Source organism: Sediminibacterium sp. KACHI17, from assembly GCF_040362915.1.
GTDB lineage: Bacteria > Bacteroidota > Bacteroidia > Chitinophagales > Chitinophagaceae > Sediminibacterium.
In genome coordinates this window covers 1,090,232-1,102,410 of sequence record NZ_AP029612.1, presented here as the reverse complement: position 1 = coordinate 1,102,410, position 12,179 = coordinate 1,090,232, and the positions used below count along the sequence as shown (strand labels likewise).

Genomic DNA, 12,179 nt, shown 5'->3' with positions numbered 1-12,179 from the left:
AGTTATTAGTCCAAGCCTAGGGCATAATCAATCTAACCATTCAAATATAAAAAAGAGAAGGAGAGTGGAATGTTAAGTTTATCGATTGAATACTATCTAAGAAAGACGAACAAGCACGATACTAAGAATACGATTGCTTGATATGTTGAATGATACCCGTTGTTGAAAACCCTTCTACGATCGGATTGATGACCACTCTTCCGCCATTGGCGATCACTTCTTTTGATCCCACGATCTGCTCAACGGTATAATCACCGCCTTTGACCAAAACATCCGGTAAGATCGCAGTGATAAGGGTATGTGGGGTGTCTTCATCAAAAACAATGATGGCATCGGTAACGGCTAAGCTGGCCAATAATAATGAACGGCTGTGTTCATTGTTGACAGGTCTTTCAGGGCCTTTTAGTTTCTTAACGCTGTTATCACTGTTCACTCCCACGATCAAATAATCTGCTTCACTGGCAGCAGCATTGAGGGAGAAAATATGTCCTTCATGTAAAATATCAAAACAACCATTGGTAAAAGCTACTTTCTTTCCCGTAATACGCCATGCAGCCACACGTGCCAGCAACTGAGGTAATGTCATGATCTTTTGCTCTATTGCATTAACGGCTCTCATGTTGATTGTTTTTTTTATTATAAACTGGCAGTAGCAATAAACTCAATCCACCCGCAAGCAGAACGATCATGAATTGAGCGAACCATTGCAGATTACCATTGGCAAAGCCAAGTTCAAATGGGATATTATATTCTTCCAATAGTTTGGCAATAAAGAATGCATAAGCACCAATACCACCGGGTGTAACGATCATGCCAATACTTCCAAAAGCCAATACACTCAATCCTTCGCCCCATCCCAGATGCGCGGTTCCTGAAGTCGCTAGTAGGCCAACCCATGTTCCGGCGGTATACAAAAACCAAATACCTATACTGTACAAGATGAAAATACCTTTTCGCTTGAGGTGACGAATGCTCATTAAACCTTCCCAAACACCTGCAATGATCTTTTTGATCATGATCACGATCTTCAAATGTGCAAACTGCTTGAACCAAACGCGTATTACAATGATACCTACCAATATGATTCCGGCGATCAGTAGTAATACAGACATAGGCACAGATCCGCCTTTATCCAACAGCTTACCGATCAATTCTTGTCCATATGCAGCCAGGATATCATATTGGGTCACCAGTGTCAAAAGAAAAACGATCCCTAATGAAACAACATCCACGGCTCTTTCTGCAACGATGGTTCCTACTAATTTTTCTGCGGGCACTTTTTCATAGCGGGCAAGTAAAGTGCATTTCAAGACTTCGCCCAAACGAGGAAAAGCCAGATTGGCGAGATAGCCGATCATGACAGCAAAAAAAGTATTCAAGGATCTTGGCCGGTAACCCATCGGCTCCATCAGGATCTTCCAGCGAAGCGCCCGAAGCAAGTGGCTGGCAATGAGGATCACAAAGACAGGGATCAGCAGCCAATAGTTGGCATTGCGTAAACTATTTCTGAATTCCCCCCATTTATCATCGGGTATCTGTCTCAAACTCCACCATACGAGAAACAATCCCAAACCCAGAAACAGGGCAAACTTTCCAATAGAGAGGAGTTGTTTTTTCATACGATTGATCAGAGGGGTAAATTACGAATTTACAAAGCAGGATGTACCACTATAACTTATTCCCTTCTTTTGGAAATACGACCCAGGGTTTAAATGTTTTAGCAGCTTCAAAATCCATAATAGCATAAGAAATGATTACTACGAGATCTCCCACCGCACCTTTACGTGCAGCCGGACCATTTAAACAAACAATACCACTGCCTCTTTTACCTTTGATGATATAGGTTTCCAATCTTTCTCCATTGTTCACATTCACTACCTGAATCTTTTCATGTTCAATGAAATTAGCAGCATCCATCAGGTCTTCATCGAGTGTCAGACTGCCCACATAATGAAGATTGGCTTCCGTGATAACGGCACGGTGTATTTTAGATTTGAGTACTTCAATTTGCATCATGCGCGCAAAAATAGTCTGTTCAAATGGATATAAAGACTTCGATTATGTGAGAGGAATGTTATCAATTAAGCGAACCCCGGAAATAAAAGCCGCTGCCAAAGCTACCAACGGTGTTTTGCCATCCCATTCGTTTACTGGGGCCAGTGTGGTAGCATGAGAGATACTGATATAATCTACTTTTTCAAATCCTGCATCCAATAAGTCGTTACTTACTTCCTCGCATAACTGCTGAAGAGTGCCCTGTTGTAATTGGGCTTTGATTTTCATCAAACCTTTATAGATGGCTTCTGCTTTTACTCTATCGGTAGTACTCAAACGTAAGTTTCGGCTACTCATGGCTAGCCCATTTTTTTCACGCATGGTAGGAACAATGAGTAGGCGGGTCGATGGATGTTTCAATTGAATCAGCCGTTCGATCACCATACATTGTTGGTAATCTTTTTGCCCTAAAAAAAGTAAGCCGGGGGTGACGATCTCCAACATTCTGTCTACAACCTGACAAACCCCCTGAAAATGTCCGGGTCTGAATTTTCCTTCCAGAACAGTCTCTAGGAATCCGAGGTCATAAGAAAGAGGCAAATAGTTGTCTGGATAGATTTCCTTGACATCTGGCATGAATAATATGTCACAGGCAGATTTTTCAAGGGCTAAAATATCCTGATCGATGGTTTTAGGGTAGTGGAGGTAATCCTGTTGGTCATTGAATTGGGTCGGGTTCACAAAAATGCTGGAAACCACCAGGTCTGACCTTTCTTTGGCAGCCCTGATCAATGAAAGATGCCCCTCATGGAGAGCCCCCATTGTAGGTACAAACCCAATGTTGAGGCCTTGCCCTGTTTTAGCAATTAAATATTTTTTTAATTCGTCTCCTTTTCTGAAAAGAATCATAGGGGTTCAGATTGTGGTCAATTCAGCCAACTAATGCTGTTCTGTTTATTTTATGTACCTTTGCCCACTCATTTTACGAGTCCCGCAAAAAAACGGCGCAAGGATGTCAACAAAGAAAAGAATTTTATTCATAGCCACAGAGATGTCACCCTACCTCGAGCTCACAGAGTTTGCCGAGGTTATCAATAAACTGGCTATCAAAAGCAATGACGGGGGACTGGAAGTCAGATGTATCATGCCCCGCTTTGGAGTGATCAATGAGAGAAGACATCGTCTGCATGAAGTGGTAAGATTATCGGGTATCAATGTTTCAGTTGATAATGATGATTATCCCCTTCAGATCAAAGTCGCTTCATTGCCCAATGCACGCTTGCAGGTATATTTCTTGGAAAACGAAGATTTCTTCAAGCGCAAGCAGATCTTTCATGATGATGAAGAGAAATGGTTTGATGACAATGCACTTCGTACAGTGTTTTTCTGTAAAGGAGCATTGGAAACAGTAAAGAAATTCGGATGGCCTCCTGACATTATACATTGTAGTGGCTGGATGACAGGATTGATTCCTGCTTATATCAAAACAGCGTATAAGAAAGAGCCTGTATTTGGTAATAGTAAAGTGATTTTTACCATTGGTGAAAACACGTTCAAAGATAAATTGGGTGGTGACTTCCTGAAACAGGCCGTTATCAATGCCAATGTCAAAGACAAAGATCTGGAACCCTTTAAAGAAGCTAATAATACCGCATTGTTCAGAGGTGGAGCCAGCTATGCTGATGCCATCACTTTTGGTGCAGAAAAGATCGATAAAAAACTCACAGAAGAATTCGCAAAAGTGAAAGGGAAAAAGGTAGTTCCTTTCAAAGGATGGGATTCTGATTTAACAGAGTATTTAGAATTGTACAACGACCTTGCGGGTAAGTAATCAACAACTCATGCGTTTATTTTCGACACTGCGTAATACATTCATTTTCTGTATTATTTCTGGATTTCTACTCGCGGGTTGTACCCGGATTACTTCAACCGAGTTAGGTGGGGGATTGATACCTCCCATTGATGGTGTACTTACAAAAGATACCATTCTCGACGTTACCACCGATACATATGAGGAACTAGACTCTGTACGTATTTATAAATCTGACGTGCATGTATTAGGTGCTATCACCAACGATCCGATTTTTGGACGTACTTCAGCTTCCATGTATTTTGAAGTAACTCCTCCGGTATTCCCTTTTGCAATACCCGGAAATAAAGACAGTATCGTGGTTGATTCAGCCGTATTGGTACTTAGTTACAAAGGCTTTTATGGAGACTCTATGCAGCCTTTGCGATTAACAGTTTCAGAAATATCGCAATCAACACGCTTACAAAGAAATTATAGCTATCCGGTGAATTATCCGGCTGTTAATCCCATAAGCCTCGCCGGTCCGCTTGCTTCACCGGTTACCATTGATATCCGCAGACTCGGAGATTCTGTAAAAAACAGGTATGAGAATGCAAAGAATCAAATCAGGATCCGTCTGAGAAATGATGTGGCGCAACGCTTCATCAAAACCTATGATTCGACTAATGCTTATAAGTCTGACTCTCTTTTTAAAACTTACTTCGCCGGTTTTGCTTTAACTGTTGATCAGTCTGCTCCAGCGAATGCTTTATTGAATATCAATCTCGGCGATACCAATACGAAGTTTGCTTTGTACTACAGTTCCAGCTCAACAGGAGCTACGAAGAGAGATACTGCAGTAGCTTATTTCTCGTTCAATACTTTGACAAGTGGAGATGCCAACTTTGTAACACGTAATCGCGCCGGAAGTCAGGTAGCGAACTATGTCAATAATACATCTACACCCCGATCAGATTCAATGGTGTATGTACAGGCTGCCCCGGGTACGTTTGTGAGAATTCGTATCCCCGGACTCGCTTCTTTAAGTAATAGGATCATCCATCGTGCTGAACTGATCGCTGAACAAATACCCGATGATGCGAATCTCTTAACGATCGATCAACAAATGAGTCCACCTAGGTACTTGTTATTAAGTGTGTTCAAACCTACTACCAACGCGAAGTATAATGTTCCCAATGATTATACCTTCTCGCAAGAGGGCCCCAATATCAATGATTTTGGAGGTAGATTGTTCTACAAAACAACACAAGGGTATAATCGTGTAGCCTCTTATACTTTTAACCTGAGCAGATATGTACAAGGTATTGTATCGAGAAAAGATACTTCTCACTTATTACAGCTGTCAGCTCCCGTGAATGACTCTTTATTTTATACCAACCCATATCCGCAGGTTACCGCACCCGCGCTATATTACCTGAATCCAAGTGTTGGAAATGATCCGGCCATGGGCAGGGTTAGATTGGGCGGTGGTACGCACTCGCGTTTTAGAATGCGTTTACGTCTGGTATTTTCCCGTATATAATCGACAACAGTTTTTATATTTGCACCCATTAAAAATCATTTATGCCTTATTTATTTACTTCTGAGAGTGTATCTGAAGGACATCCGGATAAAGTGGCCGACCAGATATCTGATGCATTGATCGATAACTTTTTGGCTTTTGACCCACAATCTAAAGTGGCTTGTGAAACATTGGTGACTACCGGACAGGTGGTATTGGCCGGTGAGGTAAAATCAAAGGCATACTTGGATGTACAGGAAATTGCTCGTGGTGTGATCCGTAAGATCGGATATACCAAGAGTGAATATATGTTTGAAGCCAACAGCTGTGGTATCCTTTCTGCGATTCATGAGCAGAGTGCTGATATCAACCAGGGTGTTGACAGAAAGAAGAAAGAAGAGCAAGGAGCAGGTGACCAGGGTATGATGTTTGGTTATGCTACCAATGAAACAGATGACTACATGCCATTGGCATTGGATCTGGCACATAAGATCCTGATTGAACTGGCAGCATTGAGAAGAGAGAACAAGCAGATCAAATACCTGCGTCCTGATGCAAAGAGCCAGGTTACTTTGGAATACGATGATAACAACCGCCCGGTAAGAATCGATGCGATCGTAGTATCTACCCAGCATGATGATTTTGATACCGAAGCAAAGATGTTGGCGAAGATCAAATCTGATATCATCAATATCCTGATCCCAAGAGTAAAAGCGAAGTACAAGAAATACGCGAAGCTGTTCAACAACAACATCAAATACCATATCAACCCAACCGGTAAGTTTGTGATCGGTGGTCCACATGGCGATACCGGCTTAACCGGTCGTAAGATCATCGTAGATACCTATGGTGGTAAAGGAGCACATGGAGGTGGAGCATTCAGTGGTAAAGATCCTAGTAAGGTAGACCGTTCAGCAGCCTATGCAACTCGTCATATTGCGAAGAATCTGGTAGCAGCAGGAGTAGCAGACGAAGTGTTGGTACAAGTATCTTATGCAATCGGTGTGGCACAACCTACTAGTATCAACGTAAATACTTATGGTACTGCAAAAGTAAACTTGACCGATGGACAGATCGCTAAGATCGTAGAAGGCTTGTTTGACATGCGTCCATACTTCATTGAGCAGCGCTTGAAATTGCGCAGCCCGATCTACAGTGAAACCGCTGCATATGGCCACATGGGACGTAAGAGTGAAGTGGTGACCAAGACTTTCAAATCACCGGATGGTAAAGAGAAGAACGTAAAAGTGGAACTGTTCACTTGGGAGAAACTCGATTACGTTTCAAAAGTGAAGAAAGCTTTCGGCTTAAAATAATGTGATCAATATTGCATAGAAACCTCCGCAACTGCGGAGGTTTTTTATATTTAGGATATCTAAAACCATCCTAATGAAGAAATCATCCCTATACTTTTTGCTTGCATCTCTTTTTTCCATCATCATGATCATTGTTTTAAGATGGCAAGGAAAAGAACTGATACAGCCTTCTACACCTTCCGGAATATTGGCATTGGAGTTTGCCAATACACCTGAAAAATTAAGCACAGTTTTATCGGTATGGAATAAAGAAATGGTGCGGAATAATATTTTACTTGATTTTATTTTTATTGCTGCCTATACCTGGTTTTTTGTTGTAGGGGTTGCCAGGAGTACGGCTCAATGGACCCATCGATTCATGCAGCAATTGGGTGCTGCAGGTATTCGAATGGCTTTTCTTGCAGCAATATTGGATATCACAGAAAATATATTAATGCTGCAGTCTATCAATGGGTATCATTCAGTATCATCATTACAATTAACATGGTATTGTGCGGCCATTAAGTTTATGATCGTAGTGATCTTACTTTTGTTCATGATAGCGACAGTCATTCGCCGACTCATTATCAGAAACTAGCTATATGGAAAAGAATCCCTGGAAGATCATCAGTGAAAGAAATATCTATGAAAATAAATGGATAGGACTAACGGAATATGCGGTGCTTAATCCATCAGGTGGCCAAGGGATTTATGGAAAGGTCCATTTTAAAAATACAGCAGTAGGTGTGGTAGCATTGGACAAGGATGAGCAGTTATGGCTGGTAGGTCAATATCGTTTTACATTGGATCAATATAGTTGGGAAATTCCAGAAGGGGGTGCGCCGATCGGTACGGATCCACTGGACAGTGCGAAAAGAGAGCTAAGAGAAGAAACGGGGCTCTCCGCTACAACTTGGCAGCATTTACAGACCATGCATTTATCTAATTCGGTATCCGATGAATTGGCGATCATTTATTTGGCGACGGGGTTAGCGCAAGGGGAGGCAGAGCCGGAGGATACAGAGGAGTTACATTGCAGGAAAGTATCATTGGATGAAGCATGGCAGATGGTTGACAAGGGCATCATCACTGATTCAATGTCCGTTGCCGCTATTACAAAAATTAAATTGATGAAGGTTTTGGGTCAGCTTTAGTAATACCTTTGCAGATGCCTGTTAAAAAGAGTTCATTGATCATTGGTCGCCAGCCTTTATTGGAAGCGCTGGAAACGGGAAGACCGATCGATAAAATTTTATTCCAAAAAAATATATCGGGAGAAGCCATTGCTGAGATCCGTCAACATGCAAGGGAAAAGAATATCCCGATACAGTTGGTTCCCCAAGAGAAACTGCATGGCATGACTCGTGCCAATCACCAGGGTGTGATTGCATTTGCAGCCTTGGTTCAATACATGGACCTACAACAAGTGATCGATCATGTAGTATCCAAAGGTGAAGTGCCTTTGTTTGTGATGTTGGATGGTGTGACAGATGTAAGAAATATTGGAGCCATTGCTCGAAGCGCGCTTTGTTGCGGGGCTCAGGCTTTGATCATTCCTGATAAAGGAGTGGGTGCTTTGAATGAGGAAGCAATGAAAAGCAGTGCCGGCGCATTGGAACATATTCACGTCTGCAGGGTCAATAGTTTATTGAAAGCCGTAGATACACTACACTTGAATGGCATTCAGGTATTTACCAGTGAAATGCGTGCGGATAAAAAAGTATTCGATCTTACATTCAATGATCCTTGTTGTGTCATTATGGGTGATGAAGGCAAAGGCGTACAGCCTTATCTCGCAAAAGCAGCCGACGCATTTTTTACCATTCCAATGGCTACCAAATTCGATTCGTTCAATGTGTCGGTAGCAACCGGTATCATTTTATACGAAGCAATGAAACAGCGATTGCACTCATCATAATAACAGCTTTACATGTCTTTTGATCGTCAAATACAATTGGTGGAATGCCCTCGTGATGCCATGCAAGGTTGGAGTCATCAAATTCCAACATCGGTGAAGGTGAATTATTTGAATGCATTGCTGAAAGTTGGGTTTCATACACTAGACTTCGGAAGTTTTGTATCACCGAAAGCCATACCGCAAATGGCTGACACCAAAGAAGTGATTCCTCAACTGGTAATCAATGATCGTACAAAGTTATTAGCCATTGTTGCAAATCTTCGCGGTGCTGAAGAAGCAGCTGTATATGATGAGATCAGTTATCTTGGATTCCCTTTTTCGCTTTCTCCCACCTTTCAGCAGCGCAATACCAATAGCACTATGGAAGAAAGCATGGATAGAGTCAAAGCGATTCAGGAATTGTGTGTAAAGACCCAAAAAAAATTAGTAGTATACCTTAGTATGGGATTTGGTAATCCATATGGAGATGTATACAATGAAGATATATTACTCCATTGGACAGAAGTGATGGTCAAAGAGGGAGTTGAAATTATTTCCTTAGCAGATACTGTTGGACTGGCCAGCCCGGAACAAATACGTTTTGCATTGACAACATTGATTCCTCAATATCCTGAAACTACTATTGGTGTTCACTTGCATTCTACTGCAAAGAATTGGGAAGAGAAATTATTAGCCGCGTTCGAATCAGGCTGTAATCGCTTTGATGGGGCGATGAAAGGAATCGGAGGTTGTCCGATGGCGCAGGATGATCTGGTCGGTAATATGGATTCAGAAAAAATGATCCCTTTCTTTCAGTCAAAGCAATTATTACAAGACTTAGATCCGGATGCACTGATGCGAAGTAGCAACATGGCATTACAGGTGTTTCAATAAACAGGTATGAAATTTCATTACGAATTCGATATTCAGTCTCCCGACAAACTGATCAGTCATCAGCAACAGTTGCTATTGATCGGTTCTTGCTTTACAGAAAATATCGGAGAGAAATTATCAAAACATAAGTTCACCGTATTAGAGAACCCGAATGGAATACTATTCAATCCGGTAAGTGTATCAGAAGCTATTACTCAATACATCGAAAACAAAACCTTTGCTGTCGAGGATCTTTTTACACTCAATGAAAGTTGGCATAGCTGGAAACACCATAGTCGTTTTTCAGGCATCACACCGGAAGACGCAATAGAGAAGATCAATCAATCAACAAAAACAGCTCATGAATTTTTAAAGCATGCCGATCAGGTTATGATCACACTCGGTTCTGCATGGGTCTATACCTTAACCGAAAAAGCAGTGAATACAAGAAAGGGAGCAGTTGCAGCCAATAACCACAAAGCTCCTGCAGATTGGTTCGCAAAGAAATTATTGACCACTGAAGAAGTATTAAGTATGCTGGATCATATGATCCATCGCTTGTTTCACTTCAATCCTAAACTACAGATCATATTCACCATCAGTCCGGTGCGACATTTGAGAGAAGGGGTGATCGAGAACAATAAAAGTAAAGCGGTATTGATTCAGGCCGTACATCATTTGGTGGAGAAATTTGACAGGTTGTATTATTTCCCGGCTTATGAATTAGTGATCGATGACCTGCGCGATTATCGTTTTTACGCTGAAGATCTTGTTCATCCAAACTATCATGCTACACAATATGTATGGGAGAAATTGGTGAATGCATGTATGTCTGAAGAAACAAGAAGCTTACTCAAGGAAATTGATGCGATCAGATTAGCAGCACAACATAAACCTTTTAATCCTTCTACACAGCAACATCAGCAGTTCCTGCAAACATATTTGAACAAAGCGGTGCAGATGGAGAAACAATATCCATTTATCAGTTGGAAAGATGAGATAGTTTATTTTGAATCTTGTTTAAAAAAATAAAGCAGCTAGTGAATTCTATCTCCTCTGAGTTCCAATTCCTGCATGATCTCTGATTCATAATCCAGCCATTCCTTCCAGCGTTTACGAACAATGGCTTTATCAATGTATAGCTCTGATAATTCGATGAACAAAGTATAGTGACCTGCTTCACTTTCCATGAAGCGGCGATAAAAATTACGGAGATATTCATCTTGTAATCCCTCGCTTAATCTTTTGAACCGTTCACAGCTTCTGGCTTCGATCAATGCCATCGTGAGCAGTTGATCTAAAAATCTTCCTTCTTCACTGCCACCTTTTTTTTGAAACTCGATCAGTTTGTTTACATACAGGTCTTTTCGCTGGGTCCCCAATTGTAAGCCTCGCTTATGTAATTCATGCAATACCAACCTGAAATGTCCCCATTCCTCCGTAACGATCGGAGAGAGTTGTTTCACCAGTTCTACACGCTGAGAATAACGCTGGATCAGTGAAATACAGGTCAGTGCAGCTTTTTGCTCGCAATAAGCATGATCGGTAAGTATATCTTCTAAACGAATGCTCGCCAGATCTACCCATCGTGGGTCAGTCGGTAATTGAAGTCCTAGTATATTTTTTGTATGCTCAGATAATTCCATGCTGCATCATTTCACCTGCAAAGTAAATACTTGAAGCGGTTAGATTTTCTTTTTGCCTTAGTTTTACTTTCATGTATCCTGATGATTTTCTCCGCCGGAAACTAGATGAACGTGTGTCCAAGCAGTCATTACGCCAGCTTCAGCAACATGCCGGTGCTATTGATTTTTGCTCCAATGATTATTTAGGGATCGCTACCCATCATTTGTTGAATCAAGGATCGAAATCACAAGCTTCCGGTTCTACAGGGTCAAGATTGCTCGCAGGTAATTACCCGCTGATCAATGAAACCGAAAAAAAGATCGCCCTGTTTCATGAAGCAGCAACGGCTTTGATCTTCAATTCTGGCTATGACGCCAATGTCGGACTCTTGTCTTGTGTTCCGCAAAAAGGCGACACAATATTATATGATTACCTCTCACATGCTTCTATAAGAGATGGTATTCGTTTATCTTTTGCCCGTTCTTTTTCCTTTGCACACAATGATTTGAATGATCTTGAAGCAAAACTGAAACAGGCTACCGGTACCATTTTTATTGTTACTGAATCTGTTTTTAGTATGGATGGAGATACTTGTCCACTAGAAGCATTGATCCATCTCGCACAACGTTATGAGGCACATCTCATTATTGATGAAGCACATGCCACAGGTGTGGTTGGTGATAAGGGTGAAGGGTTGGTACAACAACTGGGATTTGCATCACAGGTTTTTGCACGCATACATACATTTGGAAAAGCATGTGGATGCCATGGTGCAGCGGTGTTGGGTTCGGAACAATTAAGAACCTATCTCATCAATTTTGCCAGAAGTCTGATGTACTCCACTTCATTACCCGAGCATGCTGTAGCAATGATCAGTAGATCTTATGATGTCTTTCCAGCGATGCATCAAGAAAGAGCCTATCTGAAAAGCCTTGTAGAACTGTTTCAATCCTCAGATATACGCTATGAAAAATTGATCTCTCATACACCGATACAAGGGGTTGTAGTTCCGGGAAATACAGCGGTAAAAGAATTGGCAACACAGTTACAATCCCATCATTTTGATATTCGCCCCATCTTATATCCAACAGTACCGGAAGGGAAGGAGCGGCTTCGATTAGTGCTCCATTCATTCAATACGATCGATCAAGTGAATCAGTTGATCCAACATCTGAGTTGAGA

At 41.5% G+C, this 12,179-nt stretch carries 14 protein-coding genes; 9 read left to right on the top strand and 5 right to left on the bottom strand.

Features of this window, described 5'->3' with window-relative positions:
- Window positions 1–121 precede the first annotated feature (121 nt).
- From rfaE2 to panC, 4 genes are read right to left on the bottom strand one after another with little or no spacing between them, the layout of a single operon-like run.
- Complete coding sequence (gene rfaE2 / locus ABXG83_RS04780) at window positions 122–619, bottom strand: D-glycero-beta-D-manno-heptose 1-phosphate adenylyltransferase (protein WP_353550346.1); 498 nt, start codon at window positions 617–619, stop codon at window positions 122–124.
- On the bottom strand, window positions 606–1,619 hold the full coding sequence (locus ABXG83_RS04775; protein ID WP_353550345.1) for a lysylphosphatidylglycerol synthase transmembrane domain-containing protein: 1,014 nt from the start codon (window positions 1,617–1,619) through the stop codon (window positions 606–608). The genes rfaE2 and ABXG83_RS04775 overlap by 14 nt, the downstream gene beginning before the upstream one ends.
- A gap of 49 nt (window positions 1,620–1,668) precedes the next feature.
- Entirely contained in the window at window positions 1,669–2,013 is a 345-nt protein-coding gene (gene panD / locus ABXG83_RS04770) for an aspartate 1-decarboxylase (RefSeq protein ID WP_353550756.1), read from the bottom strand.
- A 45-nt stretch (window positions 2,014–2,058) separates the two neighbouring features.
- Window positions 2,059–2,904, bottom strand: a complete 846-nt coding sequence (gene panC / locus ABXG83_RS04765; RefSeq protein ID WP_353550344.1) for a pantoate--beta-alanine ligase — start codon at window positions 2,902–2,904, stop codon at window positions 2,059–2,061.
- Window positions 2,905–3,007: 103 nt separating this feature from the next.
- Between panC and ABXG83_RS04760 the strand changes: the two genes are divergently transcribed.
- The 8 genes from ABXG83_RS04760 to ABXG83_RS04725 all read left to right on the top strand — a co-directional run bounded on the left by ABXG83_RS04760 (window position 3,008) and on the right by ABXG83_RS04725 (window position 10,403).
- Window positions 3,008–3,826, top strand: a complete 819-nt coding sequence (locus ABXG83_RS04760) for a glycogen/starch synthase (RefSeq protein WP_178889241.1) — start codon at window positions 3,008–3,010, stop codon at window positions 3,824–3,826.
- A gap of 10 nt (window positions 3,827–3,836) precedes the next feature.
- Complete coding sequence (locus ABXG83_RS04755) at window positions 3,837–5,327, top strand: DUF4270 family protein (protein WP_353550343.1); 1,491 nt, start codon at window positions 3,837–3,839, stop codon at window positions 5,325–5,327.
- Between the two features lie 41 nt (window positions 5,328–5,368).
- Window positions 5,369–6,622 carry a methionine adenosyltransferase gene (metK, locus tag ABXG83_RS04750; protein WP_353550342.1) on the top strand — a complete coding sequence of 418 codons (1,254 nt, stop codon included), beginning with the start codon at window positions 5,369–5,371 and terminating at the stop codon, window positions 6,620–6,622.
- A 73-nt stretch (window positions 6,623–6,695) separates the two neighbouring features.
- Window positions 6,696–7,199 carry a hypothetical protein gene (locus ABXG83_RS04745; RefSeq protein WP_353550341.1) on the top strand — a complete coding sequence of 168 codons (504 nt, stop codon included), beginning with the start codon at window positions 6,696–6,698 and terminating at the stop codon, window positions 7,197–7,199.
- Window positions 7,200–7,203: 4 nt separating this feature from the next.
- Window positions 7,204–7,755 carry an NUDIX hydrolase gene (locus ABXG83_RS04740; RefSeq protein WP_353550340.1) on the top strand — a complete coding sequence of 184 codons (552 nt, stop codon included), beginning with the start codon at window positions 7,204–7,206 and terminating at the stop codon, window positions 7,753–7,755.
- A gap of 14 nt (window positions 7,756–7,769) precedes the next feature.
- Window positions 7,770–8,519 carry a 23S rRNA (guanosine(2251)-2'-O)-methyltransferase RlmB gene (gene rlmB, locus ABXG83_RS04735; protein ID WP_353550339.1) on the top strand — a complete coding sequence of 250 codons (750 nt, stop codon included), beginning with the start codon at window positions 7,770–7,772 and terminating at the stop codon, window positions 8,517–8,519.
- A gap of 12 nt (window positions 8,520–8,531) precedes the next feature.
- Window positions 8,532–9,392 (top strand): hydroxymethylglutaryl-CoA lyase, encoded by an 861-nt coding sequence (locus tag ABXG83_RS04730; protein ID WP_353550338.1) that lies wholly within the window; start codon window positions 8,532–8,534, stop codon window positions 9,390–9,392.
- Between the two features lie 6 nt (window positions 9,393–9,398).
- A complete protein-coding gene (locus ABXG83_RS04725; protein WP_353550337.1) occupies window positions 9,399–10,403 on the top strand; it encodes a GSCFA domain-containing protein in 1,005 nt (334 codons plus the stop codon).
- A gap of 5 nt (window positions 10,404–10,408) precedes the next feature.
- Here the strand turns inward: ABXG83_RS04725 and ABXG83_RS04720 are convergent, their stop codons facing one another.
- Window positions 10,409–11,017, bottom strand: a complete 609-nt coding sequence (locus ABXG83_RS04720) for a tRNA-(ms[2]io[6]A)-hydroxylase (RefSeq protein ID WP_353550336.1) — start codon at window positions 11,015–11,017, stop codon at window positions 10,409–10,411.
- A 113-nt stretch (window positions 11,018–11,130) separates the two neighbouring features.
- Between ABXG83_RS04720 and ABXG83_RS04715 the strand changes: the two genes are divergently transcribed.
- Window positions 11,131–12,177 (top strand): aminotransferase class I/II-fold pyridoxal phosphate-dependent enzyme, encoded by a 1,047-nt coding sequence (locus tag ABXG83_RS04715; protein ID WP_353550335.1) that lies wholly within the window; start codon window positions 11,131–11,133, stop codon window positions 12,175–12,177.
- The last annotated feature ends 2 nt before the right edge of the window (window positions 12,178–12,179 follow it).